Raw genomic sequence first — 26,478 nt, 5'->3', positions numbered from 1 at the left:
TAGTTGGCATAGCAGATTCCATTCCGTGGCTGAAGAAGTGTCGTATCGGCCCAAGCATGGCGACTGGTTGGCGGGGAAAGGTGGTAGTCGATTACCGCAAGAGGGGAAACGCGCGCGAGATTGGCCTATCATCAGCGTCTTTATGAACTGATGAATGATCCTGATGACTGCCGACAACCTGAAAACCGTCCTTGAAGCCAGCGATATGCTTGAAATCGACGGGCTGCACGCCTTCGACTTCCAGCTCGTTGATGAAAAGCTGCTGATCACCGCCATGGACGGCCGTGCCGAAAAACGCTGGAGCTTCAGCACGGCGCAGGTGCAGGCCGCCACCTTCGACGAGCCCTTGCAAAGTTGGACCCTGACCGGTGAGTCGGGCGAGCACCGCCTGATCTGCATGAGCGCGTTCACCGGCAACAATAACGATGAGGACCCAGCCGATGATGATGCGTAAATTCTGGCCGCTGCTGATGGCCGGCAGTGTCGGTGCGATGTCGGTACACGCCGCACCGGCTGACACCTACGAGCTGTTGGTCGGCAGCTACACCGCCGGTATCAGCGAAGGCATTTACCGCGTGCAGTTCGACAGCCGCACCGGCCAATTCCAGGGCGCGCCGGTACTGGCGGCCAAGGCAGCCAACCCATCGTGGCTGACGGTCTCGAAGGATCAGAAACACCTGTTTGTGGTCAACGAAAACGGCCCAGGGCAGAAAGACGCAGTGGGGCGTGTGAGCAGTTACAGCATTGACCCGCAGAGCCACCAGTTGACCTTGATCAACCAGGTCCAGAGCCTGGGCAACGAGCCCACCCACTCCAGCGTCGCCGCTGATGGGCGCTACCTGTTCGTCGCCAACTATTCGGTGCTGCAAGATCCGGGCGGCAGCCTGGCGATCCTGCCGGTGGACGCCACCGGCAAGCTGTCGGCGCCCGTGCAGTTGAGCGGGCACCCCGCCAGCCGCGTGAACCCCGAGCGCCAGGCGTCCAACCATGTGCACTCGGTGGTGTCGTCGCCGGATGGCAAGTACGTGTTTGTGCAGGACTTGGGTGCCGACAAGGTGTTTGCCTACCGTTATGACCCCAAGGCCAACCACGAACTGCCGTTGACCCCGGCCAACCCGGCCTCGGTGCAATTGCCTCCAGGCAGCGGCCCGCGTCACTTGCTGTTCAGCGCAGATGGCAAGCATGCCTGGCTGACCACCGAGATGAGCGCCCAGGTCGCGGTGTTCGATTACCACGACGGTACGCTCACACAGACCCAGTTGCTGGACTATGCGCCGGGGCAGCCGGTGTCGGACAAAGCCGGCGCGGCGCTGCACGCGTCAAGCGATGGCAAGTTCCTCTACGTGAGCAATCGTGGCACGGCCAATCAGATCCTGGTGTTCAGCATCGACCCGGCCACTGCGCACCTCAAGCAGGTGCAGCAGCGCTCGGTGGAAGGCGATCACCCGCGAGAGTTCAGCCTGGACCCGAGCGGCAAGTTCCTGCTGATCGCCAACCAGAAGAGTAACGAAATCGTGGTGGTCGAACGTGACCCCAAGACCGGCCTGCTGGGTAAAACCGTGCAGAAATTGCCGATCGATGCGCCCAGCGACCTCAAGTTCCTGGTGCGTCAATAAGCCACAGGCCCCGCCATGCGGGGCCTGACCCTTAGTATTAATTGTATTAATAGCGGCTACTGTTTCAAAGCATTTCTAAGGTTCAACCCTCGGGCGTAAGTTGGGTTCCAAGGCCTTCCCCGGCCACCCAACCGAACGAACATAAGGGTTACCGACATGAACTTGAATCTCTTCTCCATCATCGCCGCCTCCGCCGTTTCCGCCACCGTGGCCCTGCCTGCCGCCGCCAGCGTGGAAGTCAGCGGCAAAAAATCCAGCACCAGCGCCTACACCCAGAAATACCTGCAACAGAGCGCCAACTTCTACGCCGCCCTGGATCACAAGACCCAGCAATGAGCGCTGATTGACCCTGCACACAAGCAGACGCCAAACCACTGGAACGTAAACGCGCGTTCGAGTGGTTTGGCGTTTGTGCAGCTGTCGAAGAAAAAAATGAGGTAATGGCGCATTGCCATGTGTTTAAATTGACGCTTAAATATTGACGCGCTCTTTCATGGAATCGACAGCATGGCACTTCGACTCGCCGCACTTATCCTCGCCCTTTATTCCACCCCGATCCTGTCATCCGTGCAGTTGACGGACGGCGAACCGGAGATCGCTCGCGAGCGGTTGTTGAGTCTGATCGAAGGCTAAGCCTTCGCCATCACGCCGATAAACAGTGGCGATTGCAGGAATCCTTCCAACCAGCGTTGCAACGCTTTGTACGGCGTACCGGCAAACCATTCGCGGTCCACGTGGGCAAACTGCCGTATAAACGGCGCAAGCGCCATGTCCGCCAGGCCAGGGTGGTCGGCTAGCAGATAGGCGCGCTGGGCCAGCAACCCCTCGAGCTTCTGCAAGAACACCTCGCCTTCGGCTCGATAGTGTTCCACCGGCTGCTCGGGATAGCGCTCGGGGTACTTGTATCGATTCAAGTGATGTTTAAAGGTTGAATCGTTCTCGGCGATCAGCTCAAGTACCGCTGGATCCCCCTGCAATAACCAGTTATCCGGATCATGCCGGGCCAAGGCCCATTGCATGATCGCCAGGCTCTCGTCGATCACCACGCCATCCACCACCAGCACCGGCACCGTGCCCTTGGGCGACAGTGCCAGCATCTCCGCCGGCTTGGCCTTGAGGCTCACCTCGACAATCCGCACCGCCACCCCCGAGTAGCGCAGCGCCAGGCGTGCGCGCATCGCATAGGGGCAGCGCCGGAACGAATACAGCAGCGCCTCGCTCACTTGACCTCCAGGGTGCTCAGGCCATTGCCCTGGCGCTTGACCTGGATCTGCACCGGGATGCGTTCGTGCATTTCCTGCACGTGGGAGATCACCGCCACCTTGCGCCCCTGGGCCTGCAAGCCGTCGAGGGCGTCCATGGCCAATTGCAGGGACTCGGGGTCGAGGCTGCCAAAGCCTTCGTCGATAAACAGCGATTCGATCTTCAAGGTGCTGGACGCCATCGACGCCAGGCCCAGGGCCAAGGCCAGGGACACCAGGAACGTCTCGCCGCCGGACAACGAATGCACCGAGCGCAGTTCATCGCCCATTTCCGTGTCCATCACCAGCAGGCCCAACATGCTGCCGCCGCGCTTGAGACGGTAGCGGCGCACCAGTTGGCGCAGTTGCACGTTGGCGTGGTGCACCAGCAGGTCGAGGTTGTAGGCCTGGGCAATCTTGCGGAAGGTATCGCCGGTGGCCGAGCCGATCAGTGCGTTCAGGCGTGCCCAGCGTTGCCACTCGTCATAGGCCTTGGCGATCTGTTCGGCCAGGGCACTGTTGGCGTCCTGGCGACGCTGGTCTTCGGACTGGCGCGCGCGCAGTTCGGCGCAGTGTTTTTCGCCGTCGGCCAAGTGTTGATTGAGCGCAGCCAGGGCGCCGTCGAGTTGTTCGGCGTCCAGGTTGCCGTTGTGCAGGGCCTGGTGTTCGGCGAGGCGTTGTTCGCGTTCCTGCAGCAATACCTTGGCTTGCTCGACGGCTTTTTCGCTGCTGTGCAGATGCTCGCGCAGCGTGGCGATGTGTGTGTCATCGAACGCCAGCAGACGCGCCAGGCCCTCGTCATCCAGCTCTGGGTGCAGGGCGCGCCATTCGTGGGTGCGGGTCTGGAGGGCCTGCTGCTCGGCTTCAAGGGATTGCCGGCGCTCCTGCCGGGCCTTGAGGTCGGCGGCCAGCTGGATCAGTTGGTTGCAGATGTCCTGCAACTGCTGGTTGGCGTCCGTCTCGCTCTGGCGTGCCTGCACCACGGCCTGTTCCAGTTGTTGTTGCCAGTGTTCGGCGCTGGCGTGCTCGCCCAGCAAGGCCCCGAGTTTTTCCTGGGCGGCCTGTCGCTGCGCGGCCAACTCGGTAAATTGCTGGTTCAGGGCCTCGAGCTGCTGTTGGCGATGCTGCTGGTGCGTGTGCTCTTTCTCGATGGCCTGCTGGCGTTCCTGCTGCTCGGCCAACTCATCCTTCTGATGGCCCAGTTGTTCAAGGCGTTGGCTGACCTGCTGGTCCAACTGCATAAAGGTCGCGGCCGGGTCGCTGCGCAAGCCTTCCAGGGTGTCGGCGGGGAGCAGGTTGGCGAAGGCGTTGAGTTCTTCGTCGAGGCGCTCGCGGTCGTTGGACAGCTCGCGCTGTTGATCCAGCATTAATTGGCGGGTCTGCTGGCTACTGTCCTGAGCGGCTTGCAGTTGTTGCTGCAAGCGCCCGGCGTTTTGCTGCAGGTTGAGCAGGGCGGCCTGGCGCTGTTCGTCCTGGGTGATGCTTTGGGTCAGTTGGCTGAGTTGCTGGGCCAACCAATGGCTGCGTTTGGCTGCGTCCTGATTGAACAGCGAGGCCGCCAGTGGGTGTGCGTCCAGGCTGGGCTGGAGCGCCTGCTGTTGGGTGACCAGGTGTTCCTGTTGTTGCAGGAATTCTTTCTGCTGGGCGATCAGGCCGCCGACTTCACCGCGCAGTTCGGTGAGTTTTTCCTTGAGGGTATCGACCGCTTTCTGCGCCGTGGCCTCTTCGTTGTCGTCGTGGCGCCCGAGGCTCTGCAGCAGGGCTTCGGGCTGGTGGTACGGGTGTTCATGGCTGCCGCACACCGGGCAGGGCTGGCCGTCCTGCAATTGTTCGCGCAATTCCTCGACGCTGGCGCTGCGGGCCAGGCGCTGGCGCTCCAAGAGTTGCTTGGTCACCGTCAGGGTCTGTTCAGCCACGGCCAGCTCGGCCTTGGTTTGCAGGCCGGTCTGGTTCAGTTGGTCGCGTTGCTGGGCGGCATCGGCGAGCTTTTGCGTGAGGGCAACGGCTTGCTGCTCCAGTTGCTGCTGGCTGTCCCACAGGCGTGACAGGTCTTCGAAGGCGCGCTGCTGCTTGCGATTGTCCTGCAACAGGCTGGCCAGCAGTTGCACCTGTTCGGCCACGGCATGGGGTTCGGCGCCGGCTTCTTGATACAGCAGGTCGAGGGCTTCGCGTTGCTGGGCAAATTTTTCTGCGGCGCTGGTCGCACGCTGTTCAAGTTGTGGCAGTTCGGCCTGGCCTTTTTTCAGGCGATTTCCGATCAGCATCAACTGTTGCAAGCGATCGCGGTAGGCGTTCCAGGCATCGCTGAGCGGGGCGAGGGCGCTGCTGCGTTCAAGTTCGGCGGCCAGGCGTTGCAAGCGCTCGGCAACGTGGGCGTGTCTGTCCTGCAAACCCTTGAGCAGCGTCTGGCCTTCGGCACAGGCGGCTTCGTGTTGCTGTTTTTCCTCGTTGCGCTTGGCCAGGTCTCTGGTCAGGTGGGCAAGGGTGTTTTGTGCTTCAAAGGCCTGGCGCAGCAACGGCACCGCATCGCCCTGGGCCTTGAGCGCTTCGGCCAGTGCCGCCTGGGCGGATGCCTGCTGCTGTTGGGCCTGCGCCTGGCGGGTATGCAATTCGGCCTGTTGCTCGATGTGCGCCTGAATCTGCGTAGCCAGCGGTGTGAGCAAGGTGTCGAGTTCGGCCTGGCGCGCAAACTGATGCCGCTGCGGCGCCAATTGGTCCAGGCGGCTCAGGTCTTGGCGCTGTGCATCCTGGCTGTCCCAATCGGCCTGTGCGCGCTGGAGCTGCTCGGTGGCACTGCGCTGGCGGTCCTGCCATTCGCGCAGTTCCTTGAGCCAGGTGTGCTGCAACTCCAACTGCTTGAGCTGCGCCTGCTGGGTCTTGAGCTGCTGCTGGGCCGCGTCGAATTGCTGGTCCAGTTCGGCGCGCGCTTCAGGGGCCAGGGGCACTACGCCGGTAGCCTGGTCCTGCAGGTGTTTGTGCGTATCCTTGGCCTCCTTGGCCTTGTCGAATGCGCGGCGGCCGAGCTGGGTGTACAGCGCGGTGTCGGTGAGCTTTTCCAGCAGTTCGCTGCGCTCATTGTCGTTGGCCTTGAGGAAGGCGCTGAACTCGCTTTGCGCCAGCAACACCGCGCGGGTGAACTGCTCGAAGTTCAGGCCCAGGGCCAGTTCCAGCTGGGTTTTGTATTCGGTCTTCTGGCTGGCCAGCAGTTGGTCGCTGTCCAGGTCGATCAGGCTCTGCCGACTGTTCTGCAATTTGCCGCTGGCCTTGTCGCGGGCGCGATTGGCTTCCCAGCGCGCCCGGTAGCGACGGCCGCTGACACCGACAAAGTCCACTTCGGCGTAGCCGCCACCGGTGCCACGCCGGATCAGGGTGCGTGGATCGCCGATGGAAATATCGCTGTCGGCATCCGGCATCTTGGCCTGGCCGGTATCGCCCAGGCGTGGCACGGCGCCAAACAGCGCCAGGCACAGGGCATCGAGCAGGGTGCTTTTACCGGCGCCGGTCGGCCCGGTAATCGCGAACAGCCCGGCACTGGCCAGGGGCTCGGCAGTAAAGTCGATCTCGAACGGCCCGGCCAGGGAGGCGAGGTTTTTCAGGCGGATGGCAAGAATCTTCATGGCTGTTCACCTGCCTGTTGCACTTCCTGGAGCAGCACGGCGAAATCCTTCAAGGTCTGTTCATCCACTTCACTGCCGTAGCTGTCCTGCCAGGCACGGCTGAACAGCTCTTGCGGCGAGAGTTGATCGAGTTCGATAAAGCGCTCTTCGTCATGGGCATCACTGCCACGTTTACCCGCGTACTCGGCGGCGATACGCACCAGGCGCACGGCCTTGCCTTGTAGGGCGGTTTCGATCTGCTGGCGCAGGTCGGGCTGGGGCTCGTCCAGAAGTACGCGCACTTCCAGCCAGGGATGGCGCTGGGTTTCGGCGAGCAGGTCGATATCGGGCAGCTCTGCCAGCTGTTTAAGAATATCCGCCAGCGGCGCGGCTTCCAGGCGTTGCAGGTCGACCGAGCGGGGAATCAGCAGCGGTTCGACACTCACCAGGCATTGGCCTTGGAACGTCACATCGAGAATCTGGTGCTTGTAGCCGATTTCGGAAAACGACAGTGGAATCGGTGAGCCGCTGTAGCGAATGCGCTCCTCGCCATTGACCTTTTGCGGCTTGTGCAAATGCCCGAGGGCAACATAGCCGACACTTTTGTCGAACAGTGTGGCCGGCAGCGCCTCGGCATTGCCGATGATCAGGCTGCGCTCGGAATCTTCCGACACCGAACCGCCGGCCATGTGCGCATGGCTGATGGCAATCAGCGCCTGGCCTTTTTTGCGTTTGGCGTTGGCGGCGGCGATCAGCCATTCATGTACCTGGCCGATACCCTGCAGGTAGTCATCACCCAGGTGGGCACCGGTGACTTCGGCCGGGCGCAGGAACGGCAGCGCCAGGCACCACGCGGCGACCTTGCCCTTGGCATCCGGCAGGGGAATCAGCAGGCGTTCGGCATCCAACTGCCCGTCATCCAGCCACAGCACGCGGCCGAGCGCATGGGTGCGCAGGCGCCGCATCAACGGCGCGGGCAGTTCGATGCGCGAGCCGGAATCGTGGTTGCCGGCGATCATCACAATGGTCAGCGTCGGGTGTTGTTCGTGGGCGCTGATGATGAAATCGTACAGACGCTCCTGGGCCTTGAGCGGCGGGTTGACGGTGTCGAAGATATCGCCGGCGATCAACAGCACATCGGGTTGCTGGGCCGCGATCTGGCGCAGCAGCCACTCGAGGAAGCAGGCGTGTTCGAAGTCGCGTTCCTGGCCGTGGAGGTTTTGGCCCAGGTGCCAGTCGGAGGTGTGGAACAGACGCAAGGCGAACTCCGTAGAGGAAAAGAGGATGAATGGCCGCCGAAAACAAAGCAGGGCGATAAAGCTGGAGAGTTTACCTGTAAATACCCTGTTACCAGGCGCGCTTGGAACTGACCGCTGATGAACATGCACTCAAAACAGGTCCCACCTGAAGGTGGGATACCTATGAACTGTTTGAAGGATAAATTGAATATGAGTGCAATTAATCCCGGTGGTGATCACCTTCTTTACTCGTTCACCTTACCTCCCGTACATCATCAGTCGCCGGAAAAAAAAAGCGAGCCAAAGGAAGCACCAATGAATCCCAGGGATTGGCTTGAAAGTGTGACCAATGAAAAGCGCGATCCAAAACTGGCTGAGGCTGGCGCTGATTACGCGCGGTTTATGGTCAACTGGTTCGATTCCGGAAAACCCACATAAGGAGCCGATGCAGGAGTGCTCATCGGCATTGTCTGCCAATCAGTAAGGCCTGCTTTAACGCCTTTAGACGGTGGATGTCCTTTGATTGATTATTTCCACGCCCCACGCGGGAATATTCAAAGGAGGGCGTCCACCCTGGATGCGGCCCGCCGCTCCGTCGGCGAGGCTATTGGCGCTGCTGATCAAATGCACGTCCTGCAATTTTAACGAACTATGGATTGCTGGCCTTTAACAATACAGGTCCCCCAGGCAGCACAAGTCAAATCTGGGAGGGCTTATTTGGGATACAGCGGCGGCAAACTGGTGGTGTCCGTCGCCGGGCCCTGCTCGCGCTCGGCCATGGGGATGGCCTTGACCGCACGCCACAGTTCTTCACCCAGCCAGTATTGACCGCTCTCGCTGTACAGCGCGCCATTGAGCCCATCCAGTGCATCCGACAACGGCACAAACCGTGCCGCCATATCCGCCAGGGTTTCCGGCTGTTGCCGCGCCCAGGCATCCAGTGCCTGGCGGGTGGCCTGGGGGTCGTTGGCCTGGGTGGCACGCTTGAGGTCGTCGAGCAGGGTGCGCGGGCTCGGGCCGGTTTGCGCGGCGCGCAGTACCGCCGGTTGCCGACGGGCCCGCCACCACAGGCCGAAGCCCAGCAAGGTGGTGCAGGCCAGGAGCAGGGTGCTGAGTTGCCACAGCCACAGGCGGCTGTCGTCCGGTGCGGTGATGATGGTCGGGATGGCCGGCGTGTCCACCGCCAGGCTGGGGTTGTTGGCCACTTGCAGGGTGCGGGCCGGCAGGCTGGTGCGTTCCAGATGGTCCTCGTGGGTGTTCCACCACACCACCTCGACGGCAGGCAGTTCCAGGGCGCCGACACGGTTGGGCACCAGGGCCTCACGGTCTTCGCGACTGCCGATCAGGCCACGGTCACTGGTCTGGTTGCCGAGCATCGGTTGGTCCGGGTAGCGGCGCAGGCCGTTGATGTCGGTGCTGGGCAGGGCCGGCAGTTGGGCGCTGGACAGGCCTTCGGCCTTGACGATCAGGCTGCGGGTCAGGGAATCGCCGACTTGTACATGTTCCGGCTCCGGGTTCCAGCTCTCGGTGAGCGTGAGGCTGCGAGCCGGCAACCAGGGCGCATCGACGGGGTACAGCGCGGGCTTGGGCTTGACCGCCAGTGGCAGCGCCGCCGAACTCACATGGATCAGCTTGCCGGGCTTGGTGCCCTGCAGTGTGTTTTCCTGGGGCGGACGCGACTCCACCAGCGTGGCGCTGAATGTCTGCGCGGGAATCTCCAGGGTGCCGCTGTGCTGCGGGTAGATCGCGTAGCGGGTTTCGATCACGCCATGGCGGATGCTGTTGATGACCTTTTCATAGGTGCGCGACTCGCCCAACTGTTCGACACGGGCATCGGGGATCTGCAACGGCGTCAAGCTGCTGTCGTCATACAGCGACACCGAGTGGTACACGCGCACGGTCAACAGTGCCTGGGCCTGGACGTACACGCTGGTCTGGTCGAGGTTGGCTTCGACAAACACCGGGGCCAGCTCGGCGTTGGTGTCCTGGCTGGTGGTTTCCAGCACTTGCAGGCTGATCGGCTGGGTCGTGTACTCACCCACTTGCAGCGGCGGAATCACCACCGTGCCGTTCTGTTTGGGCAGCAGGGTAATGATCCAGCGGGTGGTCGCATGGTTATCGCCACCCAACGTCGTGAGTTGGTTGAGCTGGCGCGTGCCACTGACTTCGAATTGCGCATCCAGGGGCGACAGGTCGGGCTTGCCGAACTGGGTGACATCGCTGGATTCCACCGTCAGTTCCACCGTCTCCCCGGAATTGAGACGGTTGCGGTCGACGCTGGCGACCAGGCTGGCCGCCTGGGCGTGGCCTGCCGACAACGCGAGCAGAAGCAGAAGGGTGGTGCGGCGGCTCATCGAGTCTTGTCCTGATGCTGTTGCTGTTCGTACCAGAATTTGCGTCGCAGCAGTTCGCCGGGATTGTCCGGGATCTCCTGCAGCCATTGTTCCAGGGCCTGGCGGTGTTCACCGTCGAGGTTGGCGTCGGCAGCAAGCAGCGGCGGGGTGGTGGTGTGCTCATCGCCCAACTCGCTGCCTGGCACGTCGTTGCCAGCGGCTGGCGGCGGGGTGCCGGCCTGGGTATCGCCGGTGCCGGCTTCGCCCTGGCCCTGGGACGACTGCTCGCCACCTGTGGCATTTTGCCCAGTGGCGCCCGGTTGCGCAGTTTGGCCGGGTTGGGTGGTTTCGTCATCCTCGTTTTTTGCCTGCGTTTGCGGCTCGGGTTCTGTCTGTTCCTGGATCAGGGCTTCTACCAGGGCCTTGTTTTTCAGTGCCGGTTGCAGGTCGGGCTGGGCTTCCAGGGCTTGTTCGTAGGCGTCGATGGCCGCTTCGAGTTCACCGTACCTGGCCAGGGCGTTGCCGCGATTGTAGTGGGAATAGGCGTCATTGCCCTCGGCAAACCGCTTGATGGCCTCGGCATAGTTGCCGGCCGCGTACAGGGCGACGCCTTGCCACTGCGGATCCTGGAAGTGCTCTGCGGCCTCGGCGGGGCGTTTCTGCTTGAGCAGGTATTGGCCTTGCTGGTCCGGCCGCAGCCACAAATCCTGGAATTCAAAGGCATAGCTGGGTTGTGGCGCGCCCAACAGCAGCAGCGGTAAAAAGAACAACCAGCCGCGCCGCCCGGCGCAGGCGGCCAGCAGCAACAGCGGCAGCAGCAGCCAGTATCCCTGGTCGGCCCAGGTGTCGAGGTGCAGTAACTGGCCGTCGTTGCGCAGGGCTTGGGGCGGGTCCAGCACGCCGAGCTGGCGCAGGTCTTTATCGTCCAGGCGTGCGGCCCGGTAGCGGCCGCCCATTTCGTTGGCGAAGGCCTTGAGTGTCGGGCTGTCGAGGCGCGGTACCAGGATCGCGCCTTGTTCGTCCTTGAGGAATTCGCCGCTTTCCTGGGTCACCGGCGTACCTTCACGGCTGCCGATGCCCAGGATCGACAGGCTCGGCGCCTGGTTGCCCTGCAGCAGCAGGCGAATGCCCTGGCGTTCCTGTTTGGACAGCGATGAGCCGACCAGCAGCAGGCGACCCTGGCCCAGGCCGCCATGCTTGAGCAGGTCCAGGGCTTTCTCCACCGCCAGGTCGGCGCGGTGGCCGGACTCCGGCATGATCGAGGGGCGCAGGGCGTCGAGCAGGTTGCGGCTGGTGGCCAGGTCGTCCGACAGCGGCACCAGGGTGTGGGCGCTGCCGGCATACACGACGATGGCGGTTTGCGCATCGCTGCGCGCCTGCAACAAGTCATAGAGCTTGCGCCGTGCCTGTTCGAGGCGGTTGGGCGGGCTGTCGGTGGCGAGCATTTCCGGGGTCAGTTCGAGCAGCACCACCAACGGGTCGGAGGGTTTCTGGCTGGTTTGTTCAACCCGTTGCCAGCTGGGACCCAGCAACGCCAGCACCGCCAACAGCCAGGCGAGGCCCAGCAACACCCACGGCGATTTGCTTTCGCGCCCGCTGCCACCGCTGAGCAGTACGGCGTGAAAGGCCGGCGGCAGGATCATCTGCCAGCGCCCGGCGCGCTTTTGCCGATGCCACAGTTGCCACAGCAACCAGCCGAGCAGCGGCAGCAGCAACAGCCACCAGGGACGGAACCAATGCGGCCACAGGGCGATCATCGACGCCTCCGTAGACGCAGGCGTTTAAGGCGCTGGCGCCATTCCGGATGCTGTTGCAGGAAGATTCCCTTGCTCGACAGTTTGTTGAACCCGCGTTGCAGGGCGTTGTTTGGCCAGCGTTCGTGGATCACCAGCAACATGCTCAGGATCAGCGCCAGGGCCAGCGGTCCGCTGTACAGCGCCTGCGCCGGGCGTGCCTGGGTCGGTTGCTGTTCGACGGGCTCGAGCTTGTCCAGTGTCTGCTTGATCGCTTCCAGCTCCTGGCCATCGCGGGCACGGAAGTATTGGCCGCCGGTGGCCTCGGCAATCGCCCTGAGTGCCGGCTCGTCGAGGTCCAGGCTCGGGTTGACGCCAAGGATGCCCAGGGAACCGGTTTGCTCAGGGTCCGCGCCGATGCCGATGGGGTAGATCTTCACCCCTTCTTCGGCCGCCAGGCGCGCGGCGATCAGGGGCGCGATCTGCCCGGCGTTGTTGGCGCCATCGGTGACCAGGATCAGCACGCGGCTTTGCGCAGGCCGCTGGCGCAGGCGTTTCAGCGCCAGGCCTATGGCATCGCCAATGGCGGTGTTCTTGCCGGCGATGCCGATGCGCGCCTCATCCAGCCAGGTGCGCACGGTGCGGCGGTCAAAGGTCAGCGGTGCCTGGAGGTAGGCCTGGCTGCCGAACAGGATCAGGCCCACGCGGTCGCCTTCGCGGCCTTCAAGGAAGTCGCCGAGCAGGTGCTTGACCAGGTTCAGGCGGCTGACGTCTTCGTCCTGCCAGTGCATGTCGGGAAAGTCCATGGAGCCGGACACGTCCACCGCCACCAGCAAATCGCGGCCGCTGGCGGCAATCGGCAGTGGCTCGCCCAGCCATTCCGGGCGCGCAGCGGCACTCAGCAGCAGCAGCCACAGCACCACGAAGGGCGCCTGTTGGCGCCAGCCCGGCAGGTTCACCCGCGCACGGCGGCGGGCCAGGCTTTCGAGATCGCCGAGGTAGCTGACTTTAAGGGCGGGCTCGCCGCTGTCGGCCGCCGGCAGGATGAACCGCATCACCCACGGCAAGGGCAACAGGATGAAGATCCACGGCCAGGCGAACTCAAACATGTTTGCGAATCCAGGTGTCGACCGCTTGGGTCAGGCCGGCGATGGCCTTGTCGTCGAGTTTGCATTCGGGTTTGTAGGCACCCTCCACCAGCACCATCCAGCGCGTGAGGCCGGCGGCCGGGCAACGGTTGTCGAGGAATGCCAGCCATTTGCGGCCGTTGAGGGTATGGCTCTGGCTATAGGGATAGTCGTTGCGGCACAGGCGCTTGAGCAGGCCATTGAGCTGTTGCAGCCAGGCGCCGGCGGGCGCGCCATCGTAGGGTTTGGGCATCAGCGCCAATTCCGCCAGGGCGGCGATGCGCAGCGGGTCCAGCGGTTGTTCGGCGCGGGCCAGGGGGCGTCGAGTCGGCAAGAAGCGGCGCAGCGACCACAACCCCCAACCCAGCAGCGGGATGACCAGCAGCAACAGCCACCAGCCCGGCGCGGGCGGCCAGAAGCCGATGGGCGGCGGGGCGATCAGCGGTTGCAGTTGGTCGAGGCTGCTCATTGCTTTTTAACCGGGCGTTGCGGGTTGAGGTATTCGCGCAGTTGTTCGACCATTTCGCTCTGGGTGCTCAGGGGCATCAGCAGGATCCGCAGTTTCTGCGCGAGCAGTTCCCAACGGGCGATGCGCGCTTCGGCCTGGGCCTTGTAGGCCTGGCGCAAATCGAAGTTCAGCGTATCCAGTTCCAATTGCGCCCCGCGTTGCGCAAAACGCAGCAGCCCGGCGGCGGGGAGGGCGTGGTCCAGCGGGTCGGAGATCGGCAACAGCAGCAAGTCGCAATGGCGTGACAGCAGGCTCAATTGCTGCTCGGCGCCCTCGGTGAGGGCACGTTCGTCGCAGATCACGATTACCAGGCTGCCGGGACGCAGCACTTCGCGGCCACGGCGCAGGGCCATGCCCAGGGCGTCGGCCTCCGGGCGGCTTTCGGTGTCCAGGCTCTGGTTGACGCGCACCAGGCGGTTGAGCAATTGCAGCAGGCTTTGTTTGCTGCGGCGCGGCTTGATTTCGTAGTGCTCGTTGTCGCCAAACACCAGCCCGCCGACGCGGTCGTTGTGCCCTAACGCGGCCCAGCCGATCAGGCTGGCGGCTTGAGCGGCGAGCACCGACTTGAACATCTGCCCCGAGCCGAAAAACAGCCGGCAGCTTTGCTCGACCATGATGAAGATCGGCCGCTCGCGTTCTTCGTGGAACAGCTTGGTGTGGGGCTCCTGGGTGCGTGCGGTCACGCGCCAGTCGATGGTGCGCACATCATCGCCGGCCTGGTACACGCGCACCTGGTCGAAGTCCACACCGCGCCCGCGCAGCTTGGAGTGGTGCAGGCCGATCAGCGGGCTGCGCTGGCTTGGCGTGGAAAACAGCTGCACTTCGCGCACACGGTGGCGCATCTCGATCAGCTCGCTGAGCGTGACGCGCACCCCATCGCTTGCGTTCATCGACTTCAAGCGACGGCAACGACGTCGAGAATGCGTTGCACCACACGGTCCTGGTCAATCCCGGCCGCTTCGGCTTCGAACGACAGGATGATGCGATGGCGCAGCACGTCGAACAGCACCGCCTGGATGTCTTCCGGGCTGACAAAGTCGCGACCGGCCAGCCAGGCATGGGCGCGCGCGCAGCGATCCAGGGCGATGGAGCCACGGGGGCTGGCGCCGTAGGCGATCCATTCGGCCATTTCCGGGTCGAACTTGGCCGGGGTGCGCGTGGCCATGACCAGTTGCACCAGGTATTCCTCCACCGCATCGGCCATGTACAGGCCGAGGATTTCCTTGCGCGCGGCAAAGATCGCCTGCTGGCTGACGCGGCGCTCGGGCTTGGTTTCGCCGTTGAGGGCTTCGCCACGGGCCTGTTGCAGGATGCGCCGTTCGACGGCCGCGTCGGGGAAGCCGATCTTGACGTGCATCAGGAAACGGTCGAGCTGGGCCTCGGGCAGCGGGTAGGTGCCTTCCTGCTCGATGGGGTTTTGCGTGGCCATCACCAGAAACAGCGGGGACAGGTCGTAGGTACTGCGCCCGACGCTGACCTGGCGCTCGGCCATGGCCTCCAACAGCGCCGATTGCACCTTGGCCGGGGCGCGGTTGATCTCGTCCGCCAGCACCAGGTTGTGGAAGATCGGCCCTTGCTGGAACACGAAACTGCCGGTTTCCGGGCGATAGATCTCGGTGCCGGTGATGTCGGCGGGCAACAGGTCGGGGGTGAACTGGATACGATGGAACTGCGCTTCGATGCCTTCGGCCAGCTCTTTGATCGCCTTGGTCTTGGCCAGGCCCGGCGCGCCTTCCACCAGCATATGGCCGTCGGCGAGCAGGGCGATCAGCAGGCGATCGATGAGTTTTTCCTGGCCGAGAATCTGCGTAGAAAGAAAGGTTCGCAGCGCGAGCAGCGCTTCACGATGTTCCATCGATGACGGTTCCTGGAGAGATGAGCCTGTGCGTCATGTAACAAACGACAGCCTGGGGCGCCTACTTTAATGCATGGCAGGGGGTGGCGACTAACGGCACGCGGGGTATTTTTAGCAAAACTTGTAGGAAAATTGTGTGAGAGGCACAAAGGGCGGTGAGCAGGCGTGCCCGCTCACCGCCTCTGCTTCAACGGCAGGGCACCCCGGGATGCCAAGGCTGGCTGTGCACGGCAGAGTTGAGATCCGGGCGTTTGTCGAGGCTGTAGAAGTTCTGTTTGTAGGCCATGCCGTTGTACGACACCGCCTCTGCGTAGGTTGAATACACCTTGGTGGGCGACCACGCCGGAATGTCGCGGCAACTGCCCGAAGGTGGCGGGGCCTTGACGGTGATCGGTTTTTCCAGTCGCAGCGTACCGCCGCGCCCGTCACTGACCACGACACTGACGATGACGCGGGTATCGCCGGTGACCGCAGGGGCGGTGAGGGTGACGCTGCGGGTATTGCCGATGGTGCCGGTGAAGCCGGTCGGGCGCGTCCACGTGTAGCTCATCGCGTCGCCGTCAGGGTCGCTGGTGTTGGCGATGAAGCTCACGGCCTTGCCCGAATCGACCGTTTCGCTGCCCTGCAGGCTGCCGACGGGTGGGCGGTTGGCGGGGGTGCCGGTGGTCACCGTGAGGCTGTGGCTGGCCGTCGCACGGCGATCGCGTTCATCGGTGACGGTCAGGGTGATGACGCGTGTTCCCGCCGTATTCGGAGCAATAAAGCTGCTGGATGCTTGCGCCGAAAAGTCCGGGTTGAAGCCAGTGGCCGCCCAGGCGAAGCGCAAGCCTTGGCCCGTGGAGGAGGCCCCCGATAGCAGCACCGCCTTGCCGGCCTCAACACTGGAAGGGCCGGTGATCCTGGCGACCGGCAGCCCGTTGCCGCAGGTGCCCAGGCGCCGCCAGGGTTTGGCGGCGCCGGTTTCAACAAAGTTCAGATCGGGGCGAGCGTTTTGCGTCCAGTGCGCCACTTGGTAGTTGTAACCGCTGTAGGAGACTTTTTCGCCAGCGGAGGCATATACCTTGCTCGCAATCCAGGGGGCGGCGCAGTCGCCGACCGGAGGCGCGTCAGGGGCCTTGATGGTCATGTTTTCCCTCAGGTTGAGGGTGTGGGTGCCGTCGGACACCGCCACGGAAATCGAGGTCAGGGTATCGGCGGTTACGGGCGGGGCGGTCAATGCCAAGGTCGGTCCATCCCCGTCCGGAGGGGTAAACCCGTCGGCATTCCAGCGATAGGTCAGCGGTTTTTGCGTGGGCGATTGCGCATAGACATGGCCGTTGAACGTCTCTCCCGATTTGGCTTGCTCGGGGATGGCCAGCCGGCCCGTGGGCGGTTGGCCGGCGCCGTCGGCAAGCAGTTTGCGGATGGCGGCCTCCAGGTCCGGTTGCACGCCAATCTCGGTACGGTTGCCGTTGGCTTGTGGATAGCCGGTCTCCACGAGGATTCTGCGCAGTTCCTTGGGGGCGAGATTGCCCAGGCCATTGGCCCGCGCCACACCTTGCAGCGATGCCATCACCCCGGCAATGATCGGGTTGGCGGAGGAGGTGCCGCTGTAGGTGTGGGTATAGGCGCTGGTCGGGTTGGCGGCGGTCCAGGTCGTCGTGGTGACGGAGCCGCCCCAACTGAACAGGTCGACGCGTCTGCCGTATTGGGAGTAATAGGCTCTCAAACCGCTCGTGGGGGACACGGCGCCCGCGTAGATGCTGCCGGAATCGAATCTGTTGCGATCAAAGTAGCCGTTGAAGTAGGGGTGGTCCAGGTTGATATTGCCGTTTGCCGCAGCCAGTACGACATGCACACCTTTTTCCATCGTCAGGTAGGTGATGATGTCGCGTACCATGCTGTTGTATTCCAGGGGCATGTAGCAGTTCTGGGTGCAGCCGACTGCTGGAAAGGGCGTGTAATTCATATGCACGCCCAGTTGCAACACATCGCCGGGGCTCAGTTGTTCGGCGGTTTGCAGCAATCGGCTGGGGCCATATTGCGAATAGCCCAGTTGTGCATGGGGCACGATGCCGGTGGTGCCGAAGCCGTTGTCCCTGGAGCCGATGGTGCCGACGCTGGCCGTGTCGTGGTAGCCAGTAAGAGCCCCTGCATCGACTTCCAGAAAAGGTTTGGGCAGGTCCACGTGGTTGTAGGCCCAATGATCGATCTCCGAAGAGATCACCCGCATGTCGTAGCCCTTGCCACCGGGTACGGTCCAGGCCTTCACCGCGTTTACACCGCCGATGTTGTAGGGCGGCACGGCTTGTCGGCCGAGCAGGTAGTGCTGGCGTCCGGTATGGTCCGGTATGCTGCCGCGCGCACTGCCTGCGATGGGTTCGGCCTTGTCGTCGTGCATGCCCTCCACCACGGGTTCAAAGTCGACGTCTTCTATGGCCGGGTCTTGCTGGAGTTGCTGGCGCAGTGCGTCAGCCTGCCTGTGGCTCAAGTGGCGCGTGTCGACGATGTAGTAGCGGTCCAGCCGATGGCGGCGCAGGGCTTCTGCATCCGCCAGCGTGCGGGCCTTGCTCGGCGTTACCAGCGGCTTGATGTTGGGCACGCGGTGCTGGAAGGTGCTGGAGGGGTCGACGAGGTCCTGAAGATTTCGCGACCTGGATCCGTCGTCTTTGATCAGCAGAATCAAGTGTGAATAGTCAGTGTTGGCTGCGGATGCCGCCAGCGCTGATGAAACCGTAGCCAAAAGGCCAATGGCCAGAAACTTGCTGAGGGATTTCATCGAGGCACCCGTGCAGTCACCGTTGCTTTGCTCAGCTAAGGCCGGAAACACGGGGCCGGGTACTGTTAGAAATAACAGTACCGACCAACGGTCAAGGGCATCGGTGAAGGCTGCGCCAGTGCGATTCAGGCGCGGATGTAGGTGCCGGTGCCCTTGAGGATGTTTTGCAGGGTTTGTTCCACTTCTGCCATCTCCGCTGCGGCGGTGGCGTGGGTTATCTCCAATTGGTCCTTGCCGCCCAGTGCATCGGCATCGCCCGCTGCCAGCTCTACCCGCAATGTCGTGTCGCTGAGGGTGACTTTCAGCCCATCCAGGGTCGACGGCTCATAGTCCCAGGTCAGTTCCACTTCGTCTTCGTCGGGGTAGCGGGTGAGCATGAACATCTCGCCGTTCCTGCCGTGGCAGCAGAGCATGGCCATGTTGTCTTCTTCGTCGTCGCACGGGGTGGCCATCAGGGCGTCGGTTTTCAGTTGCAGCATGGGGAATCCTGTCTGGGGTAGGGCGTTGCGTAGGCAATTGTGCCATTGCGGCGAATTTTATGCTGCTTCCTGTGTCAGACCCAGCGCATGACCTGACGGGCAATACCGGTCATTTTCGGTACTCGGGGCCGGGAAAATAGCCGGTTTTTCTACCGGGAATTCCGGGTTGCCCAAGTCGCAACCCCACGCCTGCGTACCGATGACCGAATATGTCGCAGCATCGCAAGCACCCGGCTTCCCACACTCGTTAAGCTGCGCAACGGATGTGCACGTGCCAGGCGCCTGACCTGCCCGTCGTACCGTCACCCGGCAAGGTGCGCATCTTATGGACGTTGTATGTGACCTCATTGTCTTGTCCAGCTTCACCCACCTGTCACCCTGATTCGTTTATGGTGCTTAACTCGTTACCTGCGAACAGAGCTGACGGTCTCCCCACCAGGGGATAACACGCGACGCTTCCATCAATAACAAGCCCAAGCGGAGTACCACAGATGGCGTTCTTCACCGCAGCCAGCAAGGCCGACTTCCAGCATCAACTGCAAGCGGCACTGGCGCAGCACATCAGTGAACAGGCACTGCCACAAGTGGCGCTGTTCGCTGAACAATTCTTCGGCATCATTTCCCTGGATGAACTGACCCAGCGTCGCCTTTCCGACCTGGCCGGTTGCACCCTGTCTGCCTGGCGCCTGCTTGAGCGCTTTGATCACACCCAACCGCAAGTGCGGGTCTACAACCCCGATTACGAACGTCATGGCTGGCAATCGACCCACACTGCGGTCGAAGTGCTGCACCATGACCTGCCATTCCTGGTGGACTCGGTACGCACCGAGCTGAACCGCCGTGGCTACAGCATCCATACCCTGCAGACCACCGTGCTCAGCGTGCGCCGTGGCAGCAAGGGCGAGTTGCTGGAAATCCTGCCCAAGGGCACCCAGGGCGAAGGCATCGAGCAAGAGTCGCTGATGTACCTGGAAATCGACCGCTGCGCCAACGCCGCCGAACTGAACGTGCTGAGCAAAGAGCTTGAGCAGGTACTGGGCGAAGTGCGCGTGGCCGTGGCCGATTTCGAACCGATGAAGGCCAAGGTCCAGGAGCTGCTCGACGGTATCGACGCCAGCCCGTTCGGCATCGACGGCGAAGAGAAAGCCGAGATCAAGAACTTCCTGGAATGGCTGGTGGGCAACCACTTCACCTTCCTCGGCTATGAAGAGTTCGTGGTACGTGACGAGGCGGACGGCGGTCATATCGAATATGACGCCAGCTCGTTCCTCGGTCTGACCAAGCTGCTGCGCGCCGGCCTGACCGCCGACGACCTGCGCATCGAAGACTACGCCGTGTCGTACCTGCGCGAGCCGACCGTGCTGTCGTTCGCCAAGGCCGCGCACCCAAGCCGTGTGCACCGCCCGGCTTACCCGGACTACGTGTCGATCCGCCAGATCGATGCCGACGGCAAGGTGATCAAGGAATGCCGCTTCATGGGCCTCTACACCTCGTCGGTGTATGGCGAAAGCGTGCGCGTCATCCCGTATATCCGCCGCAAGGTCGCGGAAATCGAGCGTCGCTCGGGCTTCCAGGCCAAGGCGCACCTGGGCAAGGAGCTTGCTCAAGTCGTTGAAGTGCTGCCCCGTGACGACCTGTTCCAGACCCCGGTCGACGAGCTGTTCAGCACCGTGATGTCGATCGTGCAGATCCAGGAACGCAACAAGATCCGTGTGTTCCTGCGTAAAGACCCGTACGGTCGTTTCTGCTACTGCCTGGCCTACGTGCCGCGCGACATCTATTCCACCGAAGTGCGCCAGAAGATCCAGCAAGTGCTGATGGATCGCCTGAAAGCCTCGGACTGCGAATTCTGGACCTTCTTCTCCGAATCCGTGCTGGCGCGCGTGCAGCTGATTCTGCGGGTCGACCCGAAGAACCGCCTGGACATCGACCCGCTGCAACTGGAAAAAGAAGTGGTGCAGGCCTGCCGCAGCTGGCAGGACGACTACTCCAGCCTCGTTGTGGAAAGCTTCGGCGAAGCCCACGGCACCAACGTGCTGGCGGACTTCCCGAAAGGCTTCCCGGCCGGCTACCGCGAGCGTTTCGCTGCGCACTCGGCCGTGGTCGACATGCAGCACCTGCTCAGCCTCACCGAAGCCAACCCGCTGGTGATGAGCTTCTATCAGCCGCTGGGCCAGGTCTCCGGCCAGCGCGAGCTGCATTGCAAGCTGTATCACGCCGATACCCCACTGGCACTGTCCGACGTCTTGCCGATCCTGGAAAACCTCGGCCTGCGCGTGCTGGGTGAGTTCCCGTACCGCCTGCGCCATGCCAACGGCCGCGAGTTCTGGATCCACGATTTTGCGTTCATTGCCGCCGAAGGCGTGAACCTGGACATCCAGCAGCTCAACGACACCCTGCAGGACGCGTTCGTGCACATCGTGCATGGCGATGCAGAGAACGATGCGTTCAACCGCCTGGTACTCACCGCCGGCCTGCCATGGCGCGACGTCGCGCTGTTGCGTGCCTACGCCCGTTACCTGAAGCAGATCCGCCTGGGCTTCGACCTCGGCTACATCGCCAGCACCCTGAACAACCACACCGACATCGCCCGCGAGTTGACCCGGTTGTTCAAGACCCGCTTCTATCTGGCGCGCAAGCTCACCGCCGATGACCTGGAAGATAAGCAGCAACGCCTGGAACAAGCGATCCTCACGGCCCTGGACGACGTCCAGGTGCTCAACGAAGACCGCATCCTGCGGCGCTACCTGGACCTGATCAAGGCCACCCTGCGCACCAACTTCTACCAGACCGACGCCAACGGCCAGAACAAGTCGTACTTCAGCTTCAAGTTCGACCCGCGTGCCATCCCCGAGCTGCCCAAGCCGGTGCCGAAGTTTGAAATCTTCGTCTACTCGCCGCGTGTCGAAGGCGTGCACCTACGCTTTGGCAATGTGGCCCGTGGCGGCCTGCGCTGGTCCGACCGTGAAGAAGACTTCCGTACCGAAGTGCTCGGCCTGGTCAAAGCCCAGCAAGTGAAGAACTCGGTGATCGTGCCGGTGGGCGCCAAGGGCGGCTTCCTGCCGCGTCGCCTGCCATTGGGCGGCAGCCGTGACGAGATCGCGGCCGAGGGCATCGCCTGCTACCGCATCTTCATTTCCGGCCTGTTGGACATCACCGACAACCTCAAGGATGGCGCCCTGGTGCCGCCGGCCAACGTCGTGCGCCATGACGACGATGACCCGTACCTGGTGGTGGCAGCGGACAAGGGCACCGCGACCTTCTCCGACATCGCCAACGGCATCGCCATCGACTACGGCTTCTGGCTGGGCGATGCCTTTGCCTCCGGTGGTTCCGCCGGTTACGACCACAAGAAAATGGGCATCACTGCCAAGGGGGCTTGGGTCGGTGTGCAGCGTCACTTCCGTGAGCGCGGCATCAACGTGCAGGAAGACAGCATCACCGTGGTGGGCGTCGGCGATATGGCCGGCGACGTGTTCGGTAACGGCCTGTTGATGTCCGACAAGCTGCAACTGGTCGCGGCCTTCAACCACCTGCATATCTTTATCGACCCGAACCCGAACCCGGCCACCAGCTTCGTCGAGCGCCAGCGCATGTTCGAGCTGCCGCGTTCGGCCTGGACCGACTACGACACCAGCATCATGTCCGAAGGCGGCGGTATCTTCTCGCGCAGCGCGAAGAGCATTGCCATCTCGCCACAGATGAAGGAACGCTTTGACATTTCGGCCGACAAGCTGACCCCGACCGAACTGCTGAACGCCTTGCTCAAGGCGCCGGTGGACCTGTTGTGGAACGGCGGTATCGGTACCTACGTCAAGGCCAGCACCGAAAGCCATGCCGATGTAGGCGACAAGGCCAACGACGCGCTGCGCGTCAACGGCAACGAGTTGCGCTGCAAGGTGGTGGGCGAGGGCGGTAACCTCGGCATGACCCAGCTGGGCCGTGTGGAATTCGGTCTCAATGGTGGCGGCTCCAACACCGACTTCATCGACAACGCCGGTGGCGTGGACTGCTCCGACCACGAAGTGAACATCAAGATCCTGCTCAACGAAGTGGTGCAGGCCGGCGACATGACCGACAAGCAACGCAACCAGTTGCTGGCGAGCATGACCGACGAAGTCGGCAGCCTGGTGTTGGGCAACAACTACAAGCAGACCCAGGCCCTGTCCCTGGCTGCGCGCCGTGCCTACGAGCGTGCCGCCGAGTACAAGCGCCTGATGAGCGACCTGGAAGGCCGTGGCAAGCTGGACCGCGCCATCGAGTACCTGCCGACCGAGGAGCAGCTCACCGAGCGCGCTTCCACCGGCAAGGGCCTGACCCGTCCGGAACTGTCGGTGCTGATTTCCTACAGCAAGATCGACCTCAAGGAAGCGCTGCTCAAGTCGCTGGTACCGGATGACGACTACCTGACCCGCGACATGGAGACCGCGTTCCCACCGAGCCTGGTGGCCAAGTTCGGCGAAGCCATGCGTCGCCACCGTCTGAAGCGCGAGATCGTCAGCACCCAGATCGCCAACGACCTGGTCAACCACATGGGCATCACCTTTGTGCAGCGACTCAAGGAGTCGACCGGCATGAGCCCGGCGAACGTGGCCGGTGCCTACGTGATCGTGCGCGACATCTTCCACCTCCCGCACTGGTTCCGCCAGATCGAAGCCCTGGACCACCAGGTCTCCGCTGACGTGCAATTGCAGTTGATGGATGAGTTGATGCGCCTGGGCCGTCGCGCCACGCGCTGGTTCCTGCGCAGCCGTCGCAACGAGCAGGACGCCGGCCGTGACACCGCGCACTTCGGTCCGCACCTGGCCGCGTTGGGCCTCAAGCTCGACGAACTGCTGGAAGGTCCGACCCGCGAAGGCTGGCAGACCCGCTACCAGGCCTACACCGAAGCCGGCGTGCCGGAGTTGCTGGCGCGCATGGTTGCAGGCACGACCCACCTGTACACCTTGCTGCCGATCATCGAAGCCGCTGATGTGACCGGGCATGACGCCGCCGAAGTGGCCAAGGCCTACTTCGCTGTCGGCAGCGCCCTGGACCTGCCGTGGTATCTGCAGCAGATCAGCGATCTGCCCGTGGCCAACAACTGGCAGGCCCAGGCCCGCGAAGCGTTCCGCGACGATGTGGACTGGCAGCAACGTGCGATCACCATTTCCGTCCTGCAAATGGCCGACGCGCCACAGGACATGGAAGCCCGCGTGGCCCTGTGGCTTGAGCAGCACAAGGACATGGCTGATCGTTGGGTCGCAATGATGGTGGAAATCCGTGCTGCGGTCGGCACGGACTACGCCATGTACGCGGTGGCCAACCGTGAGTTGCTGGACCTGGCGTTGAGTGGTCAATCGGTGTTGTAAAACAACGACTGGTACTGGAAGAATCCCTGAATCTCACGATTCAGGGATTTTTTTTGGCCCGGTGAACCCGGGCAGCCCGCTATTGGACGATTATTTCGCAGTGCCCGGAATGATCAACTCCTCAAGGCGAGAGAAGGGTTCAATAGCCTTTTCTGCAAGTTGGGTCAGGGTCGTGTTGGCCTTTTCCCAATCCGTTTGCGTCATCTGCATTTCGATTGCGTGGAGGTCGGATGCAAGCATGGGAACCTCTTCAACCTCCGCTGTTTTCTTGAGTACATACTTCAACATCGCGTAGGCCAGGCCGAGGTCCTTGGCTAGGCCGTACGTGCGCGGCGCCTGTCGCTCGCCAGGGGCATAGCGGGATGCGTCTTTTTGCGCGCGTGCAAAGTTGGCGAGTGCGTAGCCGTATTCGAGCATCCCGTATACCTGTCCCATCCACGCCAGTTGAGCAAGACGTGATTGTTTTTCGGCAAAGCTGGCATTCGACTCATCAGAAAAGACTCGTGCGTGTACCGCCAAAGGCAGTCCACCGTCTGCGGACGCTTGCAGGAGTTCTTCGATTCGGGCGTGGCGTAGGGTGTCGTTACTAAAGATCTCAGGCTTTTGTTGATACAACTGGGCGAGTTTGTATTGGGCTTGGTTCCAGCCGACGGCGGCGGACTTCTCCAACCAGTGGGTGTCATTGGTAATGAGGTACATGTAATACATGCCCTGGGGATTCTCTTGGCTCGCCGGGTTGGTCAGCAGGCCCTTGGCTTTTTCCAGGGACTGGGCGTCACCCAGTTGTATCAAGGCAGGAATATAGTTCTGAGCCGCAGCCAATCTGAGCCATTTCTTTGTATCGTCGCTTGCGTGGGAAGTGACCTCACCGTTCTTGTGATGCCAGATGCCGTCGCGGTAAGCACCGCATGTGGCCAGGGCGAACTGAGACCAAGCGTTGCCGGTCGCGGCGGCTATGTTTAGAAAGCGCTCGGCTTCTTCAAGTTTGTTGAGCTGGAATATTTTCGCTCCCGTGTAAAGCGCAGCATCGTTCAACTCGTTCAGAGCCGTCTGCATTTCCAGTGGCATTGTTGTTTTTTGCGTGTTCAGTTGCGAAAGCACGCTGAACAGTGCTGGTCGTATTTTTGAATCTGATTTCATGATTGGTACCTGTAATACGCACTCAAATTGTGCGCAAACAGGGTGTGAGATTGCCTGGGCCCTCAGGCGCTACATAGCTATTGCGTTAGCTTGAGCAGTTTCGATTCCAGGTGATCCAAATGCTGGGTCATCAGGCTGATCGCACGGTTGACGTCGCGTTGCTCAACTGCGTCGACAATCGCCACATGCTCCTGCCACGCGCAATACGTGCAGGCTTTGGCCTCATATTGCGCAATGATCAACGACGTCAGCGGCACCAGGCTGTTCAGGAACTGCGCCAGCGGCGCATTTCCTGCTATGGCTGCCAACTGCAGGTGAAACTCCCCCGACAAGCGTATCGCCGGCCCACGCTGGTCACGTTCAATGCAATCGCGCTCGCGGGCGATCAATTCGCGTAATTGGCGGATTTGCCCGGAGCTGGCCTGGGCGCATGCCAATTGCACCACGGTCATTTCGGTCATGCGCCGCGCTTCGAGGATTTGCCGCGTCTGCTGGGCATCCGGCGCCGCCACTTGGGCGCGCTGGTTCGGACGCAGGATAATCACTTGCTGATGGGACAGTTTGGCCAATACCCGACGGATCACGCTGCGGCTCACGCCGAAGGTTTCGCCCAGGCTTTCTTCGGTGAAGCGGCTGGCCGGGGCGATGCGTTGTTCGAGGATTGCGTCGAACAACCGTGGGTAGATGTCATCCACCGAAGGCTTCTTGCCGGCCACCAGGCGCAGGGTGGGCAAGTAGGGGTCGTGTTGCAGGGCGTGGGCGGTCATGGCCGGTCTCCAATAAATCAGCTGCCCAGATGATCGTCCGGGATATTCAGGCGAATGCCCATGCGCAGGCCTTCCTGGAGGATATGCCGGCGCATTTCGGCACTGGCCAGGGCGCTGTTCTTGTTGCGGATGGCGCGTACCACCGCCTCATTTTCCTGCAGGCGTTCCGCCAGGTGCTCGGGTGAGTTGCGCAGCACCTGGGTGCTTTGCTTGAGGGCATTGCTGGTTTGCTGCACCACGTTCTGGAAGATCGGGTTGGAGGTGAGCGCGAACAGTTCCTCATGAAAGTCGAGGTAAGCGTTCATGCCGGCTTCGGCGTCACCGGCATCCAGGGCTTCGCGCATGTCCATCAGGGTCAGGCGCAATTGGCCGACTTCCTTGCTGCTGATGGACTGGGCCACCAGGCCGACGATAAAGGGTTCGAGGGTGTAGCGCAGTTGCAGGATGTCTTCGAGGCTGGCGTCGGCCACGGCGTCGCTCGATTGTGGTTCGCTGACGCTGGTTTCCAGCACGACCACACCTTTGCCGGGCATGGAGCGCACCAAGCCGAGGGTTTCCAGCACGATGACCGCTTCGCGCAGGCTGGGGCGGCTGATGCCCATCTGTTCGGCCAGTTCGCGCTGGCCGGGCAGCATTTCGCCCCGGCGCCACTGACCGCGAGCCAGGGCGGCGCGGAGTTTTTCTACGACTGAATTGACGACGGTTGAGGTGCTGATCACGTCGTGCGCTCCTTAAA

General features: G+C 62.5%; 20 protein-coding genes. 6 read left to right on the top strand and 14 right to left on the bottom strand.

The window, feature by feature from the left end; translation table 11 throughout:
• The first annotated feature begins 163 nt into the window (after positions 1 to 163).
• From Q8X51_RS23490 to Q8X51_RS23475, 4 genes are all read left to right on the top strand, one after another.
• Positions 164 to 454: a DUF5629 family protein gene (locus Q8X51_RS23490; protein ID WP_065928081.1), complete on the top strand. Its 291-nt coding sequence runs from the start codon at positions 164 to 166 to the stop codon at positions 452 to 454.
• Complete coding sequence (locus Q8X51_RS23485) at positions 441 to 1,616, top strand: lactonase family protein (protein ID WP_407694182.1); 1,176 nt, start codon at positions 441 to 443, stop codon at positions 1,614 to 1,616. Before Q8X51_RS23490 ends, Q8X51_RS23485 begins: the two co-directional genes overlap by 14 nt.
• Before the next feature lie 156 nt (positions 1,617 to 1,772).
• Positions 1,773 to 1,952 (top strand): hypothetical protein, encoded by a 180-nt coding sequence (locus tag Q8X51_RS23480; protein WP_016980181.1) that lies wholly within the window; start codon positions 1,773 to 1,775, stop codon positions 1,950 to 1,952.
• Positions 1,953 to 2,123: 171 nt separating this feature from the next.
• Positions 2,124 to 2,249 carry a hypothetical protein gene (locus Q8X51_RS23475; protein ID WP_256097795.1) on the top strand — a complete coding sequence of 42 codons (126 nt, stop codon included), beginning with the start codon at positions 2,124 to 2,126 and terminating at the stop codon, positions 2,247 to 2,249.
• On the opposite strand, the gene Q8X51_RS23470 is transcribed toward Q8X51_RS23475, so the two are convergent.
• Genes Q8X51_RS23470 through Q8X51_RS23460 form a run of 3 tightly spaced genes read right to left on the bottom strand, consistent with a single transcriptional unit; the run spans position 2,246 to position 7,712 of the window.
• On the bottom strand, positions 2,246 to 2,839 hold the full coding sequence (locus tag Q8X51_RS23470) for a glutathione S-transferase (protein WP_407694181.1): 594 nt from the start codon (positions 2,837 to 2,839) through the stop codon (positions 2,246 to 2,248). The two genes, Q8X51_RS23475 and Q8X51_RS23470, sit on opposite strands and share 4 nt — an antisense overlap.
• Positions 2,836 to 6,474 (bottom strand): AAA family ATPase, encoded by a 3,639-nt coding sequence (locus tag Q8X51_RS23465; protein ID WP_074846981.1) that lies wholly within the window; start codon positions 6,472 to 6,474, stop codon positions 2,836 to 2,838. Before Q8X51_RS23465 ends, Q8X51_RS23470 begins: the two co-directional genes overlap by 4 nt.
• The gene (locus Q8X51_RS23460; protein ID WP_407694180.1) at positions 6,471 to 7,712 is read right to left on the bottom strand and encodes an exonuclease SbcCD subunit D C-terminal domain-containing protein; all 1,242 of its coding nucleotides are present in this window, start codon (positions 7,710 to 7,712) and stop codon (positions 6,471 to 6,473) included. The genes Q8X51_RS23465 and Q8X51_RS23460 overlap by 4 nt, the downstream gene beginning before the upstream one ends.
• Before the next feature lie 189 nt (positions 7,713 to 7,901).
• Here Q8X51_RS23460 and Q8X51_RS23455 point away from each other — a divergent pair, with 189 nt between their 5' ends.
• Entirely contained in the window at positions 7,902 to 8,129 is a 228-nt protein-coding gene (locus Q8X51_RS23455) for a hypothetical protein (RefSeq protein ID WP_137212529.1), read from the top strand.
• 275 nt (positions 8,130 to 8,404) lie between these two features.
• Here Q8X51_RS23455 and Q8X51_RS23450 read toward each other — a convergent pair whose 3' ends face one another.
• The 8 genes from Q8X51_RS23450 to Q8X51_RS23415 all read right to left on the bottom strand — a co-directional run bounded on the left by Q8X51_RS23450 (position 8,405) and on the right by Q8X51_RS23415 (position 18,484).
• Positions 8,405 to 10,045, bottom strand: a complete 1,641-nt coding sequence (locus Q8X51_RS23450; RefSeq protein ID WP_407694179.1) for a BatD family protein — start codon at positions 10,043 to 10,045, stop codon at positions 8,405 to 8,407.
• Positions 10,042 to 11,781 carry a tetratricopeptide repeat protein gene (locus Q8X51_RS23445; protein WP_407694178.1) on the bottom strand — a complete coding sequence of 580 codons (1,740 nt, stop codon included), beginning with the start codon at positions 11,779 to 11,781 and terminating at the stop codon, positions 10,042 to 10,044. The genes Q8X51_RS23450 and Q8X51_RS23445 overlap by 4 nt, the downstream gene beginning before the upstream one ends.
• Positions 11,778 to 12,866, bottom strand: coding sequence for a vWA domain-containing protein (locus Q8X51_RS23440; protein WP_323146000.1), 1,089 nt, complete (start codon positions 12,864 to 12,866; stop codon positions 11,778 to 11,780). The genes Q8X51_RS23445 and Q8X51_RS23440 overlap by 4 nt, the downstream gene beginning before the upstream one ends.
• Complete coding sequence (locus tag Q8X51_RS23435) at positions 12,859 to 13,353, bottom strand: DUF4381 domain-containing protein (protein WP_065927988.1); 495 nt, start codon at positions 13,351 to 13,353, stop codon at positions 12,859 to 12,861. The genes Q8X51_RS23440 and Q8X51_RS23435 overlap by 8 nt, the downstream gene beginning before the upstream one ends.
• A complete protein-coding gene (locus Q8X51_RS23430) occupies positions 13,350 to 14,282 on the bottom strand; it encodes a DUF58 domain-containing protein (protein WP_027608569.1) in 933 nt (310 codons plus the stop codon). The genes Q8X51_RS23435 and Q8X51_RS23430 overlap by 4 nt, the downstream gene beginning before the upstream one ends.
• A 5-nt stretch (positions 14,283 to 14,287) precedes the next feature.
• Positions 14,288 to 15,247: an AAA family ATPase gene (locus Q8X51_RS23425; RefSeq protein ID WP_003174327.1), complete on the bottom strand. Its 960-nt coding sequence runs from the start codon at positions 15,245 to 15,247 to the stop codon at positions 14,288 to 14,290.
• 187 nt (positions 15,248 to 15,434) lie between these two features.
• Entirely contained in the window at positions 15,435 to 18,005 is a 2,571-nt protein-coding gene (locus Q8X51_RS23420) for a S8 family serine peptidase (protein WP_407694177.1), read from the bottom strand.
• A 125-nt stretch (positions 18,006 to 18,130) separates the two neighbouring features.
• Positions 18,131 to 18,484, bottom strand: coding sequence for a hypothetical protein (locus Q8X51_RS23415; RefSeq protein ID WP_065927991.1), 354 nt, complete (start codon positions 18,482 to 18,484; stop codon positions 18,131 to 18,133).
• Between the two features lie 491 nt (positions 18,485 to 18,975).
• Here Q8X51_RS23415 and Q8X51_RS23410 point away from each other — a divergent pair, with 491 nt between their 5' ends.
• Complete coding sequence (locus Q8X51_RS23410) at positions 18,976 to 23,835, top strand: NAD-glutamate dehydrogenase (RefSeq protein WP_065927992.1); 4,860 nt, start codon at positions 18,976 to 18,978, stop codon at positions 23,833 to 23,835.
• Between the two features lie 90 nt (positions 23,836 to 23,925).
• Here the strand turns inward: Q8X51_RS23410 and Q8X51_RS23405 are convergent, their stop codons facing one another.
• The 3 genes from Q8X51_RS23405 to Q8X51_RS23395 all read right to left on the bottom strand — a co-directional run bounded on the left by Q8X51_RS23405 (position 23,926) and on the right by Q8X51_RS23395 (position 26,461).
• Entirely contained in the window at positions 23,926 to 24,975 is a 1,050-nt protein-coding gene (locus tag Q8X51_RS23405; RefSeq protein ID WP_141691324.1) for a hypothetical protein, read from the bottom strand.
• A gap of 77 nt (positions 24,976 to 25,052) precedes the next feature.
• Positions 25,053 to 25,742 carry a GntR family transcriptional regulator gene (locus Q8X51_RS23400; RefSeq protein ID WP_065927994.1) on the bottom strand — a complete coding sequence of 230 codons (690 nt, stop codon included), beginning with the start codon at positions 25,740 to 25,742 and terminating at the stop codon, positions 25,053 to 25,055.
• A gap of 17 nt (positions 25,743 to 25,759) precedes the next feature.
• Positions 25,760 to 26,461, bottom strand: coding sequence for a FadR/GntR family transcriptional regulator (locus Q8X51_RS23395; protein ID WP_065927995.1), 702 nt, complete (start codon positions 26,459 to 26,461; stop codon positions 25,760 to 25,762).
• Positions 26,462 to 26,478: the final 17 nt, after the last annotated feature.

Origin of the sequence: Pseudomonas sp. Yb2C2 (assembly GCF_052112325.1) — a bacterium.
GTDB classification, from domain to species: Bacteria; Pseudomonadota; Gammaproteobacteria; order Pseudomonadales; family Pseudomonadaceae; genus Aquipseudomonas; species Aquipseudomonas marginalis.
This window is presented reverse-complemented; position numbering and strand designations above follow the sequence as displayed.